This is a genomic window from Bifidobacterium ramosum (assembly GCF_009299505.1).
Taxonomy (GTDB): Bacteria; Actinomycetota; Actinomycetes; order Actinomycetales; family Bifidobacteriaceae; genus Bifidobacterium; species Bifidobacterium ramosum.
The window spans coordinates 35,551-58,453 of sequence record NZ_WBSM01000009.1; the positions used below are offsets into that span (position 1 = coordinate 35,551).

13 protein-coding genes and 1 tRNA gene are annotated in these 22,903 nt (G+C 64.9%); 10 read left to right on the forward strand and 4 right to left on the reverse strand.

Translation table 11 applies throughout. From position 1 onward, the window contains the following. Positions 1-396: 396 nt before the first annotated feature. The 3 genes from DSM100688_RS08545 to DSM100688_RS08555 form a co-directional block, all read right to left on the reverse strand. The gene (locus tag DSM100688_RS08545) at positions 397-894 is read right to left on the reverse strand and encodes a GtrA family protein (protein WP_152358748.1); all 498 of its coding nucleotides are present in this window, start codon (positions 892-894) and stop codon (positions 397-399) included. Positions 895-988: 94 nt separating this feature from the next. Further along, a complete protein-coding gene (locus tag DSM100688_RS08550; protein ID WP_152358684.1) occupies positions 989-3,517 on the reverse strand; it encodes a glycoside hydrolase family 3 C-terminal domain-containing protein in 2,529 nt (842 codons plus the stop codon). Between the two features lie 379 nt (positions 3,518-3,896). Further along, positions 3,897-5,051 carry a CTP synthase gene (locus tag DSM100688_RS08555; protein WP_239519422.1) on the reverse strand — a complete coding sequence of 385 codons (1,155 nt, stop codon included), beginning with the start codon at positions 5,049-5,051 and terminating at the stop codon, positions 3,897-3,899. Between the two features lie 453 nt (positions 5,052-5,504). Here DSM100688_RS08555 and DSM100688_RS08560 point away from each other — a divergent pair, with 453 nt between their 5' ends. The 7 genes from DSM100688_RS08560 to DSM100688_RS08590 all read left to right on the forward strand — a co-directional run bounded on the left by DSM100688_RS08560 (position 5,505) and on the right by DSM100688_RS08590 (position 14,156). Then, on the forward strand, positions 5,505-7,811 hold the full coding sequence (locus DSM100688_RS08560; RefSeq protein WP_152358685.1) for a serine/threonine-protein kinase: 2,307 nt from the start codon (positions 5,505-5,507) through the stop codon (positions 7,809-7,811). Between the two features lie 141 nt (positions 7,812-7,952). Further along, positions 7,953-8,933 (forward strand): DsbA family protein, encoded by a 981-nt coding sequence (locus DSM100688_RS08565; protein WP_152358686.1) that lies wholly within the window; start codon positions 7,953-7,955, stop codon positions 8,931-8,933. Between the two features lie 180 nt (positions 8,934-9,113). Further along, a tRNA-Thr gene (locus DSM100688_RS08570) sits at positions 9,114-9,187 on the forward strand. Between the two features lie 557 nt (positions 9,188-9,744). Beyond that, on the forward strand, positions 9,745-11,490 hold the full coding sequence (locus DSM100688_RS08575; RefSeq protein ID WP_338070089.1) for an aggregation-promoting factor C-terminal-like domain-containing protein: 1,746 nt from the start codon (positions 9,745-9,747) through the stop codon (positions 11,488-11,490). 125 nt (positions 11,491-11,615) lie between these two features. Next, the gene (gene rsmA / locus DSM100688_RS08580) at positions 11,616-12,497 is read left to right on the forward strand and encodes a 16S rRNA (adenine(1518)-N(6)/adenine(1519)-N(6))-dimethyltransferase RsmA (RefSeq protein WP_152358688.1); all 882 of its coding nucleotides are present in this window, start codon (positions 11,616-11,618) and stop codon (positions 12,495-12,497) included. After that, positions 12,494-13,462 (forward strand): 4-(cytidine 5'-diphospho)-2-C-methyl-D-erythritol kinase, encoded by a 969-nt coding sequence (locus DSM100688_RS08585; RefSeq protein WP_152358689.1) that lies wholly within the window; start codon positions 12,494-12,496, stop codon positions 13,460-13,462. Before rsmA ends, DSM100688_RS08585 begins: the two co-directional genes overlap by 4 nt. Positions 13,463-13,502: 40 nt before the next feature. Next, the gene (locus DSM100688_RS08590; RefSeq protein WP_152358690.1) at positions 13,503-14,156 is read left to right on the forward strand and encodes a LytR C-terminal domain-containing protein; all 654 of its coding nucleotides are present in this window, start codon (positions 13,503-13,505) and stop codon (positions 14,154-14,156) included. A 212-nt stretch (positions 14,157-14,368) separates the two neighbouring features. Here the strand turns inward: DSM100688_RS08590 and DSM100688_RS08595 are convergent, their stop codons facing one another. Next, on the reverse strand, positions 14,369-15,784 hold the full coding sequence (locus DSM100688_RS08595) for a CCA tRNA nucleotidyltransferase (protein WP_152358691.1): 1,416 nt from the start codon (positions 15,782-15,784) through the stop codon (positions 14,369-14,371). Between the two features lie 87 nt (positions 15,785-15,871). Here DSM100688_RS08595 and DSM100688_RS08600 point away from each other — a divergent pair, with 87 nt between their 5' ends. Genes DSM100688_RS08600 through DSM100688_RS08610 form a run of 3 tightly spaced genes read left to right on the forward strand, consistent with a single transcriptional unit; the run spans position 15,872 to position 22,745 of the window. Then, positions 15,872-16,582 (forward strand): NUDIX hydrolase, encoded by a 711-nt coding sequence (locus tag DSM100688_RS08600; protein ID WP_163146933.1) that lies wholly within the window; start codon positions 15,872-15,874, stop codon positions 16,580-16,582. Then, positions 16,546-18,780, forward strand: a complete 2,235-nt coding sequence (locus tag DSM100688_RS08605; RefSeq protein WP_152358692.1) for a DUF6049 family protein — start codon at positions 16,546-16,548, stop codon at positions 18,778-18,780. Before DSM100688_RS08600 ends, DSM100688_RS08605 begins: the two co-directional genes overlap by 37 nt. Continuing rightward, the gene (locus DSM100688_RS08610) at positions 18,777-22,745 is read left to right on the forward strand and encodes a murein biosynthesis integral membrane protein MurJ (RefSeq protein ID WP_239519421.1); all 3,969 of its coding nucleotides are present in this window, start codon (positions 18,777-18,779) and stop codon (positions 22,743-22,745) included. Before DSM100688_RS08605 ends, DSM100688_RS08610 begins: the two co-directional genes overlap by 4 nt. The last annotated feature ends 158 nt before the right edge of the window (positions 22,746-22,903 follow it).

Below are 22,903 nucleotides of genomic sequence, written 5' to 3' on the forward strand. Positions count from 1 at the left end.
GGATGTTGTCGCCACCGAGGGCAAGGCGCAGGCATACCACGCAACGGATTGTCTTTCGCCAAACTAAGAGGCAGATATTCGTGGCTGTGCAGGTCTTTCTCCAAACTGAGAGGCAATCCCCACTGATAAATGCCACATCTGACACCACTTAGGGGGCATATAACATCGTGGCACGCAGAAAGGCTGCCTCTCAGTTTGGAGAAAGACTCGCGCAACGCCCGAAATCTGCCTCTCAGTTTGCACAAAGGTCCCCGACGAAGCAGATAGCACTTCATCGGAGACCTTTGTGGGAGGAAAACACATCGCCGGTCACGACCCGACGCAAGCGCCTGTGAACAGACCGGTCATGCGCGACCACGAGCACAGACAGCTCGCCGGCTACGAGCCGCCGCACCCCTACTTCTTCGGCATGATCCAGAACTTAAGGATCGGATAGCTCACCACCACGGCGAGCAGCGTGTTCACCACCGACGCGATGGTGCCTGCGATGCCGGCGTTCAGCCCCCACCCTTGGCACAGCGCGGTCACATAGCCCGGCAGTACGAGGTTGACGACCACGATCACCACGGCGAGGATCGCATACTTCCACGCGGCGTCGGCAAAGCTGGAGTCGGACTTGAATACCCACTTCATCTGCACGAAGAAGTTCACGACCTGCGCGATCACCTCGGCGAACAGGAACGTGAGGAAGCCGCCCAGCCCGTTGCCCGACTCGGGGTAGTTAAAGATGAGGAAGTGGAACGGCGCGGTCAGGCCGAGCACGCCCACGAACACGGCGGTGCCGATCCACGTGACCACGAAGCGGGAGACGGTGGAGATGTTCGACAGCACGTTGAACAGGATGAACTCCCAGATGGTGGGGTGCGTGGCGATCCAGCGGCGGATCGGGCCCATCGCGGCGAGTTCCTCGGCGGTCGACTTGGCCAACGCAGCCGAGGCGGCTGAAACGTCCGAAACATTCGACGCGGCCTTGCCCTGTCGAGTGACGTCAGTCATGGTTGAGCTCCTTTGCGATGCGCTTGTTGGCGGATTGGTTGCGGAAGTAGGAGGCGATCAGTCCGCCGAGGCCGCGGAACGTGTGGCCGTTGCCGATCGCGACGATCGCGTCGACCATGGCCGAATCGACCATGCCCTGCGTCATTTTGCTCATGGCGCGCGGCGGCATATTGAGGATGAACAGCGTGTTAAGGTCGGGCGCACCGGTCTTTTCGCGCACCTTCGCCTCGCGCGAAATGAGCGTGTTGGCGACGGTGCGGGCGACGAAACCGCGCGATCCGGCCCACGACGAGATCGGGTCGTTCACGCCGAACTCGACCGGCTTGCCGTCGGCAGCCACACCATTGCGGCCGAACAGCACGGCCATTTCGACATCGGTCGCATGCTTCACGTCGCCGGTCAGATAGTGGCCGAGCGCCGGATCGGCGGGCTTCGCGTCCACGTCGCCGGCGACGGCGAACGGCGTGCTCAACGGCAGGTGTTCGGCGTTGTCACCAACCGTGAGCGTCCAGATACCGGACTCGACCGCCCACTTGTCGGCCTTCGTGTCGAAGTGACGGAACGTATACCGGTCGAATTCGATGCGCACGGTCTGCGATTCGTGCGCGGCGAGATGGATCTTCGCGAATCCCTTGAGTTCACGCGCGGGACGCAGCACGCCAACGTTCGCACCGTCAGTGCTGTCGTCATTCGCCGCCGATCGCGACGGTCCGGACACGTACAGCTGCGCGACGGTCGCGCCGTCCACGTCGGAGTCGTTGGTCACGATGAACTCGACGCCGGTGTCGTCGGCGGTCAGGTTGGCGTACGTGAACGTCGCGTACGACAGGCCGTAACCGAACGGGAAACGCACGGGCACGCCGGCCGTCTCGTAGTAGCGGTAGCCGACGAACGGGCCTTCGCGGTAGATCGCGTCGCGCCCAGCGGCGGGATACCAGCCGGCGGACGGGCAGTCGTCGTAGCGCAGCGGCCAGGTTTCGGCCAGATGACCGGACGGGTTGACCTCGCCGACGAGCGCGCGCACGGTCGCGGACGCGCCGGCTTGGCCGGACAGGCCGACGTACAGCGCGGCGGCGACGGAGTCGAACCACGGCAGTTCGACCGGCGAGCCGGCGACGAGTACGACGACGACCGGCTTGCCAACGTTGGCAAGCGCGGCGACGAGGTCGTTCTGCGTCTGCGGGATGGCCATGGTGGAGCGGTCGAGGCCTTCGGATTCGCTGCGCTCGTCGAGACCGACGACGGCGAGGATCACGTCGACGTCGTCGCGGCCGGCGAGTGCAACCGCGTCTTCGATGAGCACGCGGTTGGGCGCGCCCTGACGGTCGTAGCCCTGCTGGTAGCCGGTGACGGTGACGCCGGTGCGGTCAGCGGCGTTGGTGAGTTCGTCGAGGATGTTTTCGTTGCGCGTGGCGTTGACTTTGGAGGAGCCGGAGCCTTGGAACCGCGGGGTTTTCGCCATGTCGCCGATGACGGCGACGCGCGTGCCCGGCACGAGCGGAAGGACGGGGGCAGCGGCGGTCGCGCCAGCCGTCGCAGCCGCGCCGTCTGCCGTGGGCGCGCTGTTCTTCAGCAGCACGATTGATCCTTCGGCCACGTGCCGCGCGACGTTGTGATGGGCAGCGGCGTCCGCGTCCGTGAGCAGATCGTCGCGACCGACGCCGACGAGTCGCGTGGCAGCCGCGATTTTCGCGACTTCCGCCGCACGCTTGTTGATATCGGTTTCGGACAGCGCGCCGGTTTCCACCGCGCGTTCGAGTTCGCGCACCGAGGTGAGTCCCGGCGACGGCATTTCGAGCGAGCCGCCAGCCTTGACCGCGGCGACGGCCGAATTGGAGCCGCCCCAATCGGAGACGACCATGCCGTCGAAACCCCATTCGTCGCGCAGGATGTCCTGCAGCAGGTGCTTGTTTTCGTGCGCGTACACGCCGTTGATCTCGTTGTACGAGGTCATGATGGTGAGCGGCGCGGCCTCGCGCACGGCGATTTCGAAGCCGGTAAGATAGACCTCGCGCATGGTGCGTTCGTCGATGACGGAGTTGCTGGCCTGGCGTCGCAGTTCCTGACTGTTGACGGCGAAGTGCTTCGGACATGCGCTGATGCCGTTCGACTGGATGCCGCGGATGAGGCCGGCGGCCATGCGGCCGGCGACGATCGGGTCTTCGGAATAGTACTCGAAGTTGCGGCCGCACAGCGGGTTGCGCTTGATGTTGAGGCCGGGGCCGAGCAGCACGTTGACGTCGAGGTCGTGTGCTTCCTTGCCGAGCGCCTCGCCCATCTCTTCGGCGAGCGCCGGATCCCACGAGTTGGCGACCGTGCCGGCGGTGGGGAAGCAGGTGGCGGGCTTGGACGCGCCGAGGCCGAGGTGGTCGCCTTCGCCGAGCTGGCGGCGCACGCCGTGCGGACCGTCGCTCATCACGAAGCTGGGGATGCCGGCGCGGTCGCTGCCGCGCGAGTCCCATTCCGATCCGCCGGACAGCATCGCCGCTTTTTCGACGACCGAAAGTTCTTCGAGTTCCATACGTTCTCCCTTGTACTGGCTGGTATCGTCCGCTTCGGCGAATCCGCCATGCCACGTTGCCGCACGCGATTCGTCGCTAGTCTGATTCAATCAGGTTCCGGCGCGGCGTGACGGTCCGTTTACACAACCTGTCGTTTTACCAGCACGATCGGTTCCGTCGACCGGTCTCCCCAACGGACATACAGCCGAAATACCGGGGTCAATCGGCTGTATGTCCGTTAGAGGAAGGCATGTGACGCCGAGGAACGCATGGGGGGAGGGGAGGCACTTCTCGGAGCGCTTCCGGAGGGATTTCGCTCCTTTTCCGACGGACATACAGCCGATTTTGCGGCGTAATCGGCTGTATGTCCGTTGAGGTGTATTCGCGGCAGGGACATCGTCAGGACGAGGAGGAGACGCGGGGGATGCCGGCGCGTTGGAGTTTGAGGATGAGCGGCGTGCGCTCGACCACTTCGGTGTGACTGACGCGCAGGATCGTCGTCACGCCGGCAGCGCGCAACGCCGTCTCGCGCGCCCGTTCCCGCTCCACCACGCCACGCACGTCTCTCCGATCGGTCATCGCCGGATCGACATACTTGCGCATGCCGTCGTACTCCAGCACGACGATCCGCCCGCCCGGCAGACACCACGTGAAATCCGCACGATACTCGTCGCGTCCGTTCGCGGGATCGACGAACGGCCGCTGCAGCTGCGGCAGCACGAATCCCTCCTCGATGATCGCCGCGCGGCACAGCGACTCGCCGCCGTTCTCGCTCAACGGATCGGCATAATGCAACAGCCGCAGCACGTCACCGCAATCCTCATACATCGCGTCACAGATCGCCAACACGTCGTCCCGGCTCGTCAGCCCACGCCGCAACGCCGTATCAACCATCGGCAGCACCTGCTCGAACGGATACCGTAATCCACAATCCACCAACGTGCGCGCGGGCGACGTGACGCGCACCATATCCGTCAGCGCGTAGCCATATCCCATGCCGAACCCGGCGTCACGCATCACCAACCGCGCGCCGTCGTCTTCCGTGGCGGGGCGCACGTTCCGCAGACCGGCGTCGCAAGTAACATTTTCTACGTCGCACTCCGCGACCGGCGCGACGTCGCACCGCATACGGCCGCACGTATCCCGGTAATGCCGCACCACATGCGCCGGCACATCCGCCATGCCGACGAGCCGGAGCTTGGGATGCATGCGTTTCGAGTACGTCGAACCGGTGGTCGCGACGAATATCAGATTGTCGCGATGCAACGTCCACGGACCATCCAGATGCAGGGTTGCGGCGGCAGACGGGCCGGCGAACACGCGATGCGGGTACTGCCGCGACAGCGTTTTGACGAGGTGGCGCGACTGCTCATCGGGGTCCAGCGAGTTCCAGTAGTCGGGACGCGCGTAGACATGACGGTGCGGGCGCACGAGTTCGCCGGAACGGTAGCGCGCGGAGACCGCTTTCTGCTCGGCGTTGGTGAGCGGATAGAAGCAGCGGCGATGCCGTTCGGCGTGGTCGGCCAGTCGTTCGACGTCCTTGTTCGGTTTCATGATTCGATGGTCGTCGGTGCGACGGGGTGACGGCAAGCGGATCCGGGGTATGTGGACGCAGACGTGAGGCTTCGGCGTGTTGTGGATAACTCGCTGTGGATAACACGTGAGTTCGGGGGTATGTTATCCACAATGTCGCGGTTTTTCGGACGCATTGACGAGTGATCGGGATGCACTCCGTACAAGCGTTCCCCGATGATTCGCGCTCCCTCAACGGACAACCAGCCGATTTGTGGGTCTAAAACGGCTGTATGTCCGTTGAGGAGAGAGGACGGACAAGTGAGGGGACTCCTCCGCATGTTCCCCGACGGCTCGCATCCATCACCCCCAACGGACAACCAGCCGATTTCGCGTCGCAATCGGCTGGTTGTCCGTTAGGGGGGCTGTTCGGCGGAGATTGGCCGTCGGCAAGGAACGACGCCCATTCAGCCGGGCGCAAGGGGACTCGCTAGGATGGGAGGCATGAGCGATGTGAGCGCGTTGAATCTGAAACCGGGCGACCTGATCGGCGGGTATACGCTGATTTCGCGGCTGGGGGCCGGTGCGATGGGATCGGTGTGGCGCGCGCGGGACGACGGCGGCCAGGAATACGCGATGAAGATCCTGCGCGACTCACTGGTCGACGAGTCCGATACGACCGGCGACGCGGACGGCGACGCAAATGCAGGCGGCGAGGTCGATGACAGCGTTCGCGAACGGCTCACCGCACGCGAACGTTTGCGTCGTGAGGCAATGGCGTTGAAGAAGGTCGATCATCCCGGCGTGTGCGGCATCGTTGACATGGAACTCGATGATTCGGTCGCGTTCATCGTCACGGAACTGATCGAAGGCAAGAATCTGCGCGACGACGTGAAAGCCAACGGACGGTATACAGGCGACGATCTGGAACGGCTCGCACGCAAATTGATCGCCGCCGTCAAGGCGGTGCATGCGGCGGGCATCGTACACCGCGACATCAAGCCGACGAACGTGATGGTGTCCGTTTCCGGCCCGGTATTGGTGGATTTCGGCATCGCGATGACCGGCGGAGAGAGCCATGTGACACGGACCGGCCTGGTGATGGGCACGCCGGGGTTCATCGCGCCGGAGATCATCGACGGCGCGGAGTCCGACGCGATGACCGACTGGTGGTCGGTGGCGTCGGTGCTCGCGTTCGCGGCGACCGGAGCGCCCGTGTTCGGCACGAAGCCGATGATGGCGGTGCTCGAGCGGGCGGCGGCGGGCAACGCGAACCTGTCCGGCATGCCGGCCGGCACCATGGCCGCGTTCCGCGCGGCGCTCAATCCGGACCGTAGCAAACGTTGTACTCCGGACCAGCTGTTGCAAGCGATTGCACTGGATGCGCTCAACCCACATGCTTGGGAGGATGCCGCCGGCGACAGCGGCGAAACGGAGGTGGTGCGCCCTTTTGAGGGTGCCGGCGTGGATAATCCACGCGTGCTCTGGCGCAACGAGCCCCCGGCACCGCCGACTCCGACCACCGCGCTCCCAGCGACCGCGATCCTGCCGTCCGCATCGTCCGCAACGTCCGCAACGACGGTCCTGCCGACCCCGGGCGCGGCGCCCACCGTTGCCATGCCATCATCCGGTGCCGTCACGGAGACCATTCCGCCGACGACTTCCGCGACCACCGTATTGCCGTACGCCGGTGATGCCGCGGCATCACCGGAATCGACCACCGTACTGCCTTCAGACGGCGGTGCCGGCATCCTCGACCATCACGATCCCGCAGCATCCGGCGAAGAAACCGCCGCAACGGCACCGATCACCACCGCCGTGCCGACCGTCGTCATCCCGCCCATGCCGGCGCATCAGAACCCGCGCTCCGTCTTGAGCCGACTGGCCGGCGTCGAACCGGACCTGGAATCCGCATCCGCAGACGCATCGCCGGACGACATCGCATCCGATCGGCAGCCATCACGTATCGCAGGAACCCTAGGACACACACGCACGGCAAACGATGTCACGGCTACGGCCGTCGCACCGCCCATCATCCCGGCAACGCAGCAGATGACGGACCCCACGTCACCCCTCCAACCGGTACCAGTACCGACACCACTGCCGCAGCCAGCACCAAACCAACCGTTCCCCGCCCCCTTCGTCAATCCCGCCGACGTCACGCGCAGCCAATACCTGACGCGCGGCGTCCTGCCGCTGTGGCTGCTGACCATCCCGTTGGCCGCATTCGCCGCCAGCACGCCGCTGGTCGCCGCCGCGACCGCCGCCGCGACCTCCTGGCTGCTCGCCACGCTCGGCTACGCCGCCGACTCGCAGCTCATGCGCGAGGCCCGGCGCGGCGGCGAGCGCAAGGGCAGCGATATGCTGCTGGGCGCGGCGAGTCTGCCGTGGCACGCGGTCAAGGCGCTGGTCGCGACGGTGCCGCGCGCGCTCACGATAGGCGCGGTGATGACGGCGCTGGCGTGCGCGGCCGCGTGGGCGCTGGCGCTGCCGGTCATGCACGTTGATCTGCGGCTGTTCGGACGGGTGGTCACCGTGCCGCTGTTCAACGATCTGCCGCTGTCGTCCAGCGGGCTGGCGTTGGGCGCGGGCGCGGCGATCGGATGGCTGCTATGCGCGCTCGGACCACGATCGGCGACGCTGCGGCTCGGCGCGGGGGCGATGCGCGGGAACGGTGCAGGCCGTCGGGACGCAACGTTGCTGGTGATCTGGATCACGCTGACCGTTGCCGCTTGCGTGCCGCTGGCATTGTCGTATCCGATCGACTGGCGGCCGCTGATCGGCGGAATTCTCACGGTGTAGGTCGGCGTGGCGTGTGCCGATCGCCCCGAAGCAGTGCATCCGCCGCGCTGTCACGCCGCTGCTCGGCTTCCGGAGAAATCGGCCCCGTACGCGCCGTTTCGGTTATTATGGGCGAGGTTGTTGGGTGAAAGGACTTTGATCATGGCACAGAACAAAACCACCAAACGCAAGACGCGAGCCGACCGCCGCGCCGCCGAGGAGGCCGCCGCGCGCATTGCCGCGGAAAAGGCCGCCAAGGAACGTCGTCAGCAGACCATCATCGGCGCGATCGTCGTCGCGATCGTCGTCGTGCTGCTGGTGGTCGCCGGCGTGGCCATCTGGAACGCAACCCGCAAGTCCGCCGAGGAGCAGGCGCAGGCGAACATGTCGGTCGGCGACGCCTACTCGGCCGTCGAAAGGGCGTCGCCGAAGCCGGAGCGCGCCGACAAGAAGGGCGGCATCCTCATCTCGAAAGACGGCTACAACAAGTCGGTCAGCGACGTCCCGACCGTCGCCGTCTACATGGACTTCATGTGCCCGGGCTGTGGTTCGGTCAACCGTCAGCTCGACCCGACGCTCATCAAGCTCACGAACGCAGGCCAGATCAATCTCGAGCTGCACTTCCTGTCGTTTATGGACCGCTACTCGACCGACGAATATTCGAGCCGCGCCGCGAACGCTGCGCTGTACATCGCCGACCATGACGACGATCCGAACCATCTGCTCGAGTTCGTCAAGAACCTGTACGCCGAGGACTTCCAGCCGTCCGAAGGCAGCGACTACCAGCCGGTGAGCGACGACAAGCTCAAGGAGCAGGCCGTGAAGGCCGGCGTGTCGCAGTCGGTGGCGGACGCCGCGTTCGGCCGTGACTATCAGGATTGGCTGGACGCGATCAACGTGTATACGCCGAAGCGTTCGGAGCTGCTGAATACGACCGGCACGTACGCGGGTTCGTTCACGGCGCCGACGATCACGATCAACGGTACGCGTTGGAATCTGAACGATCTGTCGACGGCTGGCGTGTCGATTACCGACGGACTGTTCCAGTCGATCGGCTTGGATTCGAGCAAGGCCGGCACGGCGGGCGAGCTGCCGTCGATCGGCGCGAGTGGCAAGCCGATTTCGCTGACGACCGGCGAGTGACGACGGTTCGCAGCGCGGCGGTATCGTGATGGTACCGCCGCGCTGTTGTTGCGGTATTGTCGCGATGTGGTCATGCGGTATCGATGGAGCAACACCGCAGTATCGCCGCGTGAATTGAACATTCGAGACGTGCTGGTATGCTAGTCATTCGTCCGTGCCGGGCGATGTCCAGCACGTTTGGCCTCCTTAGCTCAGATGGCCAGAGCGGCCGCCTTGTAAGCGGCAGGTCGTCGGTTCGATCCCGACAGGAGGCTCGTCGCGTGGGAAAACGGCGTATAGTAATGGGTATACGCAGTGTACTGCGCACATAACAAAACTTACCCTGTGTAAGACAAGACCAGAGGCCTTCCCCCAACTTGTGGCTTCTGGCATCGGGCAGAGCGTTCCCCCAACCGGCTCTGCCCCTTCAGGGGGCGGGAACTTCCCCTTCTCTCCCGCCCCCTTTTTCTTTATCCTGTGCGCCCCATTTCGATCTCCCGGCCTTGTCTCTTCCCTTCAACGGACATACAGCCGATTTGGGTGGGCGAATCGGCTGCATGTCCGTTAGAGGGATGGGCGAGATGCGGGAGCGCGCTCTCCCAGTAACGGACATACAGCCGATTTCGGGGTGTAGATCGGCTGTATGTCCGTTTAGGGGAAAGAAGAACGTCCAACAAGGAACGATCGAAGAAAGACGATCGAAGCGGGGGGCGCAACGCGGCACGTCAGGGAAACGTGCGGGTCGGGGCGGTTTCCAGCCACCGTCCTGACTGACCCGATACAATGCGGCACAGCACAGCAAACCACACGCAACGCAGAAAAGAGGATGCCGATGCCACTCAGGCGATGGACCCCGCAACGATTGGTGATGTTGCGCCGTATCCGCGTCGCCGCCAGCGCGATCATCGTAACGGCCGCGGCCGTCGGCATGTTCCTCCTCACCGCGCGCAAAACCGTGGCGATCACGGTCAACGGCGAAACCACCACGGTCACCACATACGCCATGAGTGCGCAACGGCTGCTCGCCTCGCAGGGCATTACGATCAAAACACACGATCTGGTGGAGTCCAGCGCAGGCGGCGACAAGCTTACCGACCGCGCGGTGGTGACCGTGCAAAGCGCCTACCAGACCACCATCACCATCGACGGCCAGCGGGTGCCGTTCTGGACGACGGCCACCAGCGCCGCACAGCTGCTCGGCTTCTTCGAGCAGAACGAGGCCGCGGCCGCAAAGGTCACGGTCGACATTGACAACGTATACAACAAGCTGACCGGCGGACTGGTCATCAACGAGGACGGCCCGGTCACGGTGATCGCCGATGGCAAAACCACCGAAGCGCCGAACGGCAAACTGCCGGCCGCGTCGATTCTTGATGCGGCGGGCATCACGGTCGGCAAGGACGATCGCGTGAGCGTCGAGCACAGCGACGGCAAGACGATCCTGCGCGTGCAGCGCGTCACGACCAAGCGCGAGACGCGCACGGTGACGGTACCGCACGGCACGCAGACGATCGTCGATCCCACGTTGCAGCCGGGCGAATCCGAGATCCGGCAGGAGGGCGAGGATGGCGAGACGTTGCAAACGTATGATGTGACGTACGTGGACGGCGTCAAGGAATCGGAAACGCTGGTATCCGAGACGACGAAGAAGATCGCAGTCGATACGATCGTCGCGGTCGGTCCGGCGCAGGATACGGTGAATGACAACGATAGCGATGCGACCGGCGATGGTTCCACCGCGGACGATACGAACGGCTCGGCGAACGATACGACCGGGTCGACCGGCACGCAGAGCACGACCGACGGCGGCGGATCGTCGCAGACCGGCACGAACGATACCGATACCGGCAGCGGTAACGGTAACACCGGCGGATCAACTTCAGCCAACGATGGCAACAGCAACAGCAATACAGGCAACAGTACGAGCGGTTCCGGTAATACCGGAGGCGATACGTCATCCGGCACGACGGACCGCACACCGAACGGCGGCAACAGTACCGATTCCGGTTCCGACAACTCGTCTGGCAACACCAACAGCAACGGCGACGGATCGAACTCATCCAACGGCAACACGAATTCCGGGAACGGCAACAGTAACAGCTCGGGTAATACCTCGTCTGGCAACAGTAACAGCTCGGGCAATACCTCGTCCGGCAACAGTAGCGACTCGGGTAACACAAACAACTCCGGCAACGGCAACTCGAACACCGGTTCCGGCAGCGACTCAGGCACCGATACCGACTCCAGCACCACCGCCCGCCTCTGGCATCCCACCGCAGCCCAGGCGCAAACGTATGCAGCCGGCGCCGCGGCGCAACGCGGCTGGACCGGCGACGAATGGACGGCGCTGCTCAAACTGTGGACGCGCGAATCGGGCTGGCAGTGGAACGCGGAAAACGCATGGTCGCACGCCTACGGCATCCCGCAAGCGCTGCCCGGCGATAAAATGGCCACATTCGGCACGGATTGGAAGAACGACGCCGCCGTACAGATCGACTGGGGTCTGTACTACATCGCGCAACGGTACGGCACCCCGTCGAAGGCATGGCAGCACTCCGAAACCGTGGGCTGGTACTGACGACCACCGCCGACGGACGCAACGGACAACCGCAACTGACGACCACCGCCGACGACCGACACCGACGGACAGGCCGGGCGAGCGACACTGACGGGCATTGGTGAGAGGATAAACAGGTGACTGATATGAGCGAAGAGCAGGAACAGCAGGGCCATCTGCTGGGCGCGGCCGACATCCGCCGCATCGCGGCCGACGCGGGCATCAGCCCGACGAAGAAGTTCGGGCAGAATTTCGTGATCGACCCGGGTACGGTGCGGCGCATCGTACGCGAGGCCGACGTGACGGCCGACACGCATGTGATGGAGGTCGGCCCGGGGCTGGGTTCGCTGACGCTGGCGATTCTGGAGACCGGCGCGCGGATGACGGCGATCGAGATCGATCCGCCCGTGGCCGAGCGTCTGCCGCGCACGATCGCGGAGTTCATGCCGGAGGCGGTCGACCGGTTCCGCGTCGTCAACCGCGACGCGCTTACCGTCACGCCGGAGAACGTCCCGGATTTCAACGACGACGACTCGTTCACGCTCGTCGCGAACCTGCCGTACAACGTCGCGACGCCGATCATCCTGACGCTGCTCGAGCGGTTCGACAATCTCGACTCGTTTCTCGTGATGGTGCAGAAGGAGGTCGCGGACCGTCTCGCCGCGACGCCCGGCAACAAGATCTACGGCACGCCGAGCGTGAAGCTGGCATGGTACGGCACCGCGCGGCGCGTGGGGAACATCGGCCGCAACGTGTTCTGGCCGGCCCCGAACGTGGACTCCGCGCTGGTGCGCTTCGACCGGCACACGCCCGAAGCGCAGGCCGAGATGACGGGTGGCGCCGACCGCAACGCCACGTTCCATCTGATCGACGCGGCGTTCAGCCAGCGCCGCAAGACGCTGCACGCAGCACTCAAACGCGAGGTGCCCGAGGCGGCGTTCGAACGCGCCGGCATCGACCCGACCCGCCGCGGCGAAACGCTCACGATCGCCGATTTCGCGCGGCTGGCCGCGGAGGTCCAGGCATGATCGACCCTCATCCCGCTCCTGTTACCGCCGCTGTGCATTCCGCGAACGCCGTGCTTCCGGGCGCCGTCACCGTCGACACTGTCACCGCCGACACTGTCACCGTCGACGTGCCGGCGAAAACGAACCTGACGCTGCACGTCGGCGCACCGCGCGCCGAGTGGGGCGGCCGGCACGCGCTTGACACGATCTACTGCGGCGTGGGCGTGTACGACACGGTCACCGTCACCCGCAAGGAGCCGGGCACCGGATTCTCACTGGACCTGAGCGGCGGCCATCTGGGCGATCTGGCATCGACCGGCAGCGACATGCGCCGCAATCACGCGGTGCTGGCCCTGTATGCGCTGGCCGAGGCCGCGGGGCACGCGCCCGATGTGGCGATCCGGCTGGAGAAGCGCATTCCCGTGGCCGCCGGCTTGGGCGGCGGATCGGCGGATGCGGCCGGCACGCTGCTCGGACTGAACGAGCTGTGGGGGCTGCACTGGCCGATGGACCGGTTGCGCGCCGTGGCCGCGACGTTGGGCGCGGATATGCCGTTCTGCCTGACGGGCGGATACGCGCACGGCACCGGATTCGGCGAGCGCATCGAGCCGATCGAGCCGGGCAGCGAGGCGGCGCGCACGCTGGCCGACCGCGGATTCGCCGGCCAGGTGCTGATCGGCGCGTATCACGATGCGCTGAGCACGCCCGCCGTGTACGCCGCGTTCGACCAGTTGGGCGCCGGCGACGGCGAGGAGAATCATCTGCAGCATGCGGCGGTCGCGTTGCATCCGCGCAGCGGCGAGGCGATCGCCGACGCGTTGCGTGCAGGCGCGCGACAGGCGTTCGTCTCCGGCTCCGGACCGTCCGTGATCGCGTTCGTGCCGGACGACGCGGTGGCCGCAGTACGGCTCGCGTGGACGGCGTCGCGGTCGGTGGACCGGATCATTTCGGCCACGGCTCCGGCCGTTCCGCGCGTCAGCCTTTGACGCTAATGTGTGAACCAATCGATTTTCGGAAGGCGTGATTATGACGGAGCTATACGACGAGCGACAGGCCCGTAAGGCTTATATGCGCAGGCGACAGCGCAAGGTGTTCGGCATCGCCGGCACGCTGCTCGTCGTCGTGTTGGTGATCGCCTTGATGTTCTACTACCACGCATTCGGTCTGGGCGAGTCGAAACAGGCCGCGACGCTGCCGAACTACGGCGTCACCGCGCCGTGCGCGCCCACCGACAGCAAGGGCAATCCGGTCAAGTACCTCGATAATCGCGATGTCAGCATCCGCGTGCTCAACGGCACGACGTTCGGCGGTCTGGCCGGTGCCGTCGCGGACGAATTGCAGAACAACCGCGCCTTCCCGGACGTGAAGGCCGAGACGTATCTCGATGCCAAGGGCAATCAGATTCAGGACGTGGAACGCACGACGATCCGGTTCGGCAAGAACGCGATCGCCCAGGGATATACGGTCGCCGCGAATTTCACCGATGCGGTGATGGTGATGGACGACCGTGACGATCTGCTGGTCGACGTGGTGCTCGGCGGCACGTTCAATGACTTGGTCGACCGCGATAAGGTGCCGGGCAGCGGCACCGAGATCACCAGCATCGAGGGCTGTGTGGCCGCGGACAAGATGACCAATCTGCCGAAGGCCATCACGCACGACCCGGTCAAAGCCAGCTGACGATTCCAGACACTAGGCACTAGGGCATCAGTCCCACCCCCTTAACGGACATACAGCCGATAACATCGTTGCGATCGGCTGTATGTCCGTTAGAGGGAGAGGGGCTGATTCGTTGTGGAACGTCCCAGACATATCCGCCCACCCTTCTCAACGGACATACAGCCGATTCGGGTGGGGTTTTCGGCTGTATGTCCGTTAGAGAACGGCGCAAGCTAGGCAAGCGACGCGTACCAGCGCTTGAGCTCGTCCACGGCGACCTCGTGATCGACCGGACCGTTATCCAAACGGTACTCGAGCATGTGCTTGTAGGCCCGGCCGACCATCGGCCCCGGCGCCAATCCGAGGATCGACATGATCTCGTTGCCGTCCACATCCGGGCGGATCGCGTCGAAGTCCTCCTTCTCCTTGAGCTCGCGCACACGCTGCTCCATCTCGTCCATCGCGGACGAGAACACCATCGCCTTGCGCTTGTTCTGCGTGGTCGCGTCGGCGCGCGTGAGCCGGTTGAGCCGCTCGTACAGATGCCCGGCGTCCTTCACGTACCGGCGCACGGCCGAGTCGGTCCACGGCTCGTCCACATAACCGTGGAAGCGCAGGTGCAGGTTCACCAGCTCGCTCACGTCGTCGATGATGTGGTGATCGAAGTGCAGCGCCTTGAGCCGCTTGCGCGTCATCTTCGCGCCCACCGCGTCGTGATGGTGGAAGCTCACCTTGCCGCCCGGCTCGAACCGGCGCGTCTTCGGCTTGCCGATGTCGTGCATGAGCGCGGCGAGCCGCAGCGTGAGATCAGGACGCGGCACCGGGCCGTCATCGTCGGTTTCCAGCGCGACCGCACGTTCGATGACGATCATGGTGTGCTCGAAGACGTCCTTGTGACGATGATGTTCGTCGATTTCGAGCTGCAGCGCGGGGATCTCCGGGAAGACGATGTCGGCGAGTCCGGAGTCGACGAGCGCTTCGATGCCGGCGCGCGGACGGTCGGACAGCAGCAGTTTGACGAGTTCGTCGCGTACGCGTTCGGCGGAGACGATCTCGATGCGGTCGACCATGTCGCTGATCGCCTCGGCGGTCTCCGGTTCGATGCGGAAGCCGAGCTGGGCGACGAACCGCACGGCGCGCATCATGCGCAGCGGATCGTCGTCGAATGACTGACGCGGGTCGACCGGGGTGCGCAGCACGCCCTTGGCGAGGTCGTTCGCACCGCCGAACGGATCGACGAATTCGAGATCGGGCACGCGCAGGGCCATCGCGTTGACGGTGAAGTCGCGACGCGACAGGTCGCCCTCGAGCGAGTCACCGTAGTTGACTTCGGGCTTGCGCGAGTCGGGATCGTAGACGTCCGACCGGTACGTGGTGATCTCGACCTTGACCTCGGTGCCGTCCGGACGCCGGCGCATCGCGCCGAGCGTGCCGAACTTGCGGCCCATGTCCCAGAATCCGTCATGCCCCCAGCGCCGCAGGATCGGCTCGAACTGCTCGGGACGCGCCGACGAGCAGAAATCCAAATCGTGAGACTTGCGGTGCAGCAGCAGGTCGCGCACCGGACCGCCCACCAACGCCAGCTCATACCCCTGCTCGGCAAACATGCGACCCAGTTCAATGGCCTCGGGCCAGACTTCGAAATTCACGCGTACCCTTTCCGCGACTTGGGAAACTTTTGTTCTTCTCAGCATAGCGTTACCCCACCTGCGCAAAGTATGAGTAAGGTGGTTAGCATGATTACGCCAGCGGACCTCGCACGCATGCTCGACCATGCGTCGAATCGTCATGCCTTGGATCCGCTGGCGCCGGACGAACTGATGTACACCTCCGAAACGGTGACGAAGGTGAGCACCACCATCAAACCGTTGGATTCCTTGGCCTCGCTGACGTTGGAGACGGAGGACGACGAGTCGGCGCAGCGCGTACCGTCACGCCCGTCGCCTGCGAACATGCCGCAACGACGGTCATCGGACGGCCCCACCACGTTCGCGTCGCTGGACGCGCAGGAACTGCCGGTGGTGCGCGAATACTCCGCCGGCGGACTCGTGTTCGACGAACGGGGGCGTGTCGCGATCATCGCCCGCCATTCGCGTAGCGGCCATCTGGAATGGTGCCTGCCGAAGGGCCATATCGAGAAGGGCGAGACGCCGCAGCAGACCGCCGTGCGCGAGGTGCACGAGGAGACGGGCATCCTCGGCGAGGTGGTCGATTCGATCGCCACGATCGACTACTGGTTCACCGGCACCAGCCAGCGCGTGCACAAGCTCGTGCATCATTTCGCGTTGCGGCAGATCGGCGGCGAGCTCACCGTCGAAGGCGACCCGGACCATGAGGCCGAGGACGCGATCTGGGTGGACTTCGACGATCTGGACGGCGTGCTCAGCTATCCTAATGAACGCAAGATCGCATGGCTTTACGCACGGAAACTGAACAGGCAGGCATGACGTTGAACCTTCCCCCAGCTCGCATCACACGCGCCGTATGCGCCCTGCTGGCGATCGTATTCGCCCTGACGACATGCTGGCTCACACCGGCCGGCACCGTCATGGCACCGTCCGCGTCGGCCGACGACGCCACCGCCACGGACACGACCGGCACCACGAACACCGACGACAAGCAGCGCGTCACCATCACGATCGACGCGGCCACGCCGGTCGTCACCGCATCCTCCGGCTACCAGCTGCGCGCCACCGTCACCAACCCGACCGGCGGCAGGCTGCCCGCCGGCAAGCTGAACCTGGCCACCAACGTGCAGCATTCGTTCTACTCGCGCACTGACATTCAGGACTGGTCGGACGGCGCCGAAAACATCCCCATGCTCGACGGACTGGCCGAAGCGGACGTGCCCGCGCTCGACGCCGGCGCCAGCGCGTCGGTCACGCTCACCGCCGACAAGGACACGCTGGCGCGCATCATCACCTGGGGTCCGAAGCCGGTGGCCGTCACGTACGTCGTGGACGGCGTCTCCCGCGCGCGGTCGCACACGTTCCTCACCCGTTCGACGGACGGACTGAACCTCGTCGAGACGCCGGCGCTCAACCTGACGGTCGCACTGCCGCTGACGTCGTCGGCGTGGAGCATCGACGAGAACGCAATGCACGATCTGCTGACGAACAGCAGCGACGACGATCAGGTCGTCACGGCCGGCGACGCGTCCGTACTGGACGACGCGCGCCGCGAGGCGATCGCCAAGCATCCGAAACTGCAGGTCGTGGCCGATCCGACGCTGCTGACGAGCGAAGCCAAGCAGGCGTCGCAGTCGCACAGCCAATCCCAACAGGACGACACCGCCAAGGATCAGGCCAAGGACCAGCAGGAGACGGCGCGCAACCTCTCATCCATCGCGCTCAGCGGCGTCATGCAGCCCGCCGGCTTCGACATCTCCGCCTACAACGCGCACGACAACGACGGCGCATACGTGGCCGCCGGCGTCGAACGCGACGACTGGAACGCCGAAACCGCGCTCGGCGAATACCGCACGGCCAAGGGCGACCAAAGCCTGTCCACCGGCGTCTATGCGTGGCAGGGCAAGGCCAACTGGTCGCTCGCCTCGCTCACCGAGGCGAAGAAGCAGGGCTATTCGGTCGTCATCGCGAACCACGAATTCGACACCGGCGACGATTCGACCGTGCACACCGGCAACATGTCGGTCACGACCGACGAGGGCGATGTGACCGTGCTCACGCAGCAGCGCGAACTCAGCCGTCTCGCGCAGGGCAAGGCGACCAGCGACGACGCGGACGCCGAAACCAGCGCGGCGGGCCGACTCGCCCGATTCGTCGCGCAGAGCGCGTTCTACCAGATGGAGCAGCCGTACACGTCCCGCAACCTGCTCGTCTGCCTGAGCGCCACCGCCGACGCGGCCACGATCGACGCGCTCATGCGCGCCGTCGAACAGTCGCCGTGGCTCAACCTGACCGACCTGTCGACGCTCGCGGCGACCGATCCGTACGTTTCCGGCGACGACGCGCTGCAGCTCGTGCAGGACGACGCGTCGCTCACGGCCGCGCAATCCAGCTTCCAGCAGCAAACGCTGTCAACGCTTGCGAACGGTCGCAACGGCATCACCCGCTTCGCCTCGTCCGTGCTGCTCAACGGCGACGGCCGCGCCGACCCGTGGATCAAGGAACTGCTCGACACGCAGTCCACGATCGCCCTGCACGCGCTGGGCGGCGACATGAAAGTCGCCGAACGCATGAACGTCGGGGCGACGTCGATGGTCGACGAGCTGATGGGCGGCGTGGTCATCACCCCGTCCGAATCGGTGACGGTCGTCAGCGAAACCGCGAAGATGCCGGTCACCATCAGCAACAGCTACCCGTATCCGGTACACGTGAAGGTGCAGTCGGTCACCGACTCCATGGAGATCGTGACGTCGCGGCAGGTCGAGACCGAAGTGCCGGCGCACGGCGAGGCGCAGGTCACGTTCACCATCCGCGTCTCCACGTCCGGTTCGACAAACGCGCGCATCACGCTGCTCGACCGCAACGGCACGCAGTTCGGCGACACGCAGACCACCGCGATCACGAGCGTGCTGCGCATCAGTGACATGAGCGGCTTCGTGATCATCGGATTCGCGTTCCTGCTCGGCATACTCGGCCTGTGGCGTCAGTTCAACCGCAAGAAGGATCCCGACGAATGAGTTCCACCAGTTCCTCGCTTGGCCGCAATTCGATGATCATGGCGTCCGGCACGGCGGCCTCGCGCGTGACCGGCCAGGTGCGCACGATCCTGCTCGCCGCGGCGCTCGGCACGACCGGTCTCGCCGCGAACGCGTATCAGGCCGGCGCGATGATTCCTCAGGCCGTGTTCTCGCTGGTGTCCGGTGGCATCTTCAATGCCGTGCTCGTGCCGCAGATCGTGCGCACGTTGCAGGAGAAGGACGCCGAGGACCGGCTCAACAAGCTCATCACGCTGGCGATCACGATGCTGCTCGGCGTGACGGTCATCATGGCCGTGGCCACGCCGCTGCTCACTATGCTATATGTAGGCGGCAGCCCGGAGCTCATGGCGCTCACCAACGCGTTCACGTTGTGGTGCATGCCGCAGATCTTCTTCTACGGTCTGTACACGGTGCTCGGGCAGATTCTCGCGGCGAAGGACCATTTCGGCACGTACGCGTGGAGTTCGGTGGGGGCGAACCTCATCAGCTGCGCGGGATTCATTTCGTTCATTCTGCTGTTCGGGCGGGCCGCGGGCCAGCCGCCGGAGTTCTGGACGCCGGGCAAGCTCGCGCTCACGGCCGGCACGTGGACATTGGGCGTGGCCTTCCAGGCGCTGGTGCTGTTCCTGCCGTTGGCACGCTGCGGCATTCGCTACCGGCCACGATGGGGGGTGTCCGGCATCGGACTGCGGTCGATGGGTTCGGTGGCCGGCTGGAGCATCGCCATCGTGATCGTCGACCAGCTCATCAACATCGTCGTCACACGCATCAACACGTCCGCGCCGGACAGTGCGCATGAGATGCTCGGCATCAGCACGCTGGACGTGGCCGGCAACGCGACGTATCAGAATGCGTTCACGCTGTACATGCTGCCGTATTCGCTGATCGCCGTGTCGGTGGCGACCGCGTTGTTCCCGAAGATCTCACGCGCGATCGCGGAGCATGACGTGGCCGATGCGCGCGGCACGCTGAGCCAGTCACTGCGCAACGTCGGCGTGCTCATGATCTTCTTCTCCGTCGCGTTCATCGTGATGCCGGCGCCGATCATCCTCGCCCTGCTGCCGTCGATCAGCGCGAAGGAGGCCGCGCTCATCGCCACGCCGCTGATGATGCTCGGCATCGGGCTGCCGGTGGCCAGCGCGTATCTCATCATCCAGCGCACGTTCTACGCGTTCGAGGACGGCCGTACGCCGTTCATGTTCATGGTGCTGTACAACACCCTGCTGGTGGTGTTCCTGCTCGTGGGCATGCGGTTCGTGCCGCCGACGCACTGGATCACGTTGGTCGCGATCGGCTCGCCGATCTCGCATCTGGTGGCGTTTCCGTTCCTGATTCCGTCGTTGAAGCGACGGTTCGAAGGGTCGATGGACGGGCGGCGTATCGCGGTGGCGTACGGCAAGGCGCTGTTCGCGGCGTTCGTCGCGACGGTCGCCGGACTGCTGCTGCGTGGGCCGGTGTATGCGCTGCTGGGCGTGCGGACCGTCATGGGCGCGGCCACAGACAACGGCAGCCACGCAGCCGCGGCGGTGCGGGCCGTGTCGATGAACTGGCTGCAGGCGGTCGGCGTGTGTGTGCTGCTGACGATCGTGATCACGGTTGCGTACGTTGGCATGCTGTGGCTGCTGCGATCGCAGGAACTGCTCGAACTGTCGCGGCCGCTGATCGCACGATTCATACGCAAACCGGTCGCGGCGACCGACGCGACCGACACTGCCGATGCGGACGACTCGACCAACACCGCCAACGGCAACGAATCAGCCGCCGACCGGCCCACGCCGACGTCCGAGCCGCCCGCGCCGCCGACCGTACCGACTGCATACGATAGCCGTCATGACAACGATTCCAACGCCGCCGCCACGACCACACCGACGGCTAGAATGACACCGAAACCGCCGGAACCACCGGCATCACCATCTTTGCAATACGGAGTCCGCATGAATCCTCAGCTGGGAGATACGATTCTCAATCGCTACACGCTGGTGTCGCCGCTGCGCGACGAACCGGGCCTGCTGGCGTGGAAGGCCAGCGATCGTGTGCTGTCGCGCGACTGCCAGCTGTTCATCGTCACCGACCGCAAGGCGTTCTCCCAGGTCACCGCGACCGCGTCGTTCATGGCGTCGTTGCGCGATCCACGCCTGACGCAGGTGCTACAGCTGCACCACGACGACCAGATCGTCGTCGTGGTCATGCAGGACGACGCCGGCATGTCGATGACCGACTACCTGCTCGGCTCCGAACGCCACGTGCTCACCTACGACGCGATGCGATCCGTCATCGGCGAACTCATCGACATCATCCATCTGCTGCAGTCGCGAGGCATCGACCACTACATGATCAGCACCGACACCGTGCGCGTCACCGCCAGCGGCATCCAGCTCACCGCCGTGCCGATCAGCACGATGCTCATGGACACGGCCGACAACGACGGCCGCAACCTCAACGTCGAACAGCGCGACGTGCGTCAGCTGGCGTCGCTGCTGTACTCGATGCTCACGCGCACGCCGTCGAACACCATGCCCGACTATTCGTTCGACCGCCTGTCCGGCGACATGCCTGGCGAATTCCGCCTGATCTGCAAGCGTGGCCTCGGCATGAAGGTGAACGACAGCGACGTGAACCTGCCGATGTCGTCGATGGCCGAGATCGAGGCGCTGCTCGGCCCGTGGACGCCGCTCACGCAGCTGACCGGCCGCGACATCGCGCTGCCCGGCATCAACAGCCTCGAGTCGATCATCACCGTGCCGATGCGCCGATCGAACATGGACGACATCGTGCCGGTGCCGTCCGCGATCGTCAGCTCCGGACCGCTGCCGCCGCTGTCGATGAGCATGCCGCAGTATTCGTCCGCACTGACCTCCGACGACGTGGTGGATGTGACGCCGATGACCGGCGATCTGTTCCGCGCATTCGACGGATCGAAACCGAACAACGGCAACAACACGACGCTGGCGATCAACGTGTCGGCCGTGCGCAACCCGCACCCCGAGGAGACCGCGGGCGAGCGCACCGCCGTGGTGCAGCCCGTGGCGGCTGCGGCGGCCAAGCCGCAGGAGTCGTCGCTCGAGGAGACGCAGATTATCCCACCGCTCAAGGCCGAGGCCGAGCAGGAGGCGCCGATCAGCGTGCCGCCGTCCATCAAGACCTCCAACATGGTGAAGGCGTACAAGGCCGCCGAGGAGGAGGACTTCGCAAACGAGTCGCTGCTCGGCAACCTGCCGACGAAGATCATCACCGTGCTGGTGGGCATCATCGCGGTGGTCGGCGCCGGGTTCCTCGCCATCAACTTCCTGAACAACAGCCAGCCGAACATCGGTGGCAGCGGATCGAACCAGAGCGACCCGTGGGACGAGTCGAACATCGACTCGGTGCCGTTCGGCAACGGCACCAACGGGTCGTCGGACGGGTCGAGCGACGGAAACACGGATTCGAACAGCTCGTCCAGCTCGTCGAATACCACGTCCGGTAACAACAGCAGCAACGGTTCGGACAAGTCAGACAAGTCGAGCACGTCCGACAAGTCCTCGTCGAGCAGCTCCAGCAGCTCCGACGGCAAGCACGAGGTGGTCACCAAGGACAAGGAGGCCAAGAAGGTCCCCGATCCGAAGTACCAGAACAACACGCCGCTGACGATCTCGAGCCAGAACTTCCTCGACAATCCGGGCGGCCAGAACGGCTTCGCGTATCACCTGCACCTCGACAAGTCGCAGAAGGTGTATCGCATGAAGATCACGATCACCACGTCCGGCGGCAAGGGGTACGTCATCACGAACTCCGCGTCCGATCCGACCAAGGGCGACCGCGTGGCCGAGTTCACGTTCGCGGAGGGCGGCACCACGGAGATCACGTTCACCAAGGTGTCCGAGACGCAGGATGTGCTGGTGTGGGTGCCGCTCGACAGTCTGCCCAACAACCAGCTCTACATCCAGAAGGTCGAGCTCTTCTAAGGGCGTCGTTCCCGTCCCGTCCCCTCTAACGGACATACAGCCGTTTTCAACGTTGGAATCGGCTGTATGTCCGTTAGAGGGGATGGGATATAGCGATATGAAGCGTTCCTAAGAGGGCGCATGCTCCCTCTCCTAACGGACATACAGCCGATTCCATC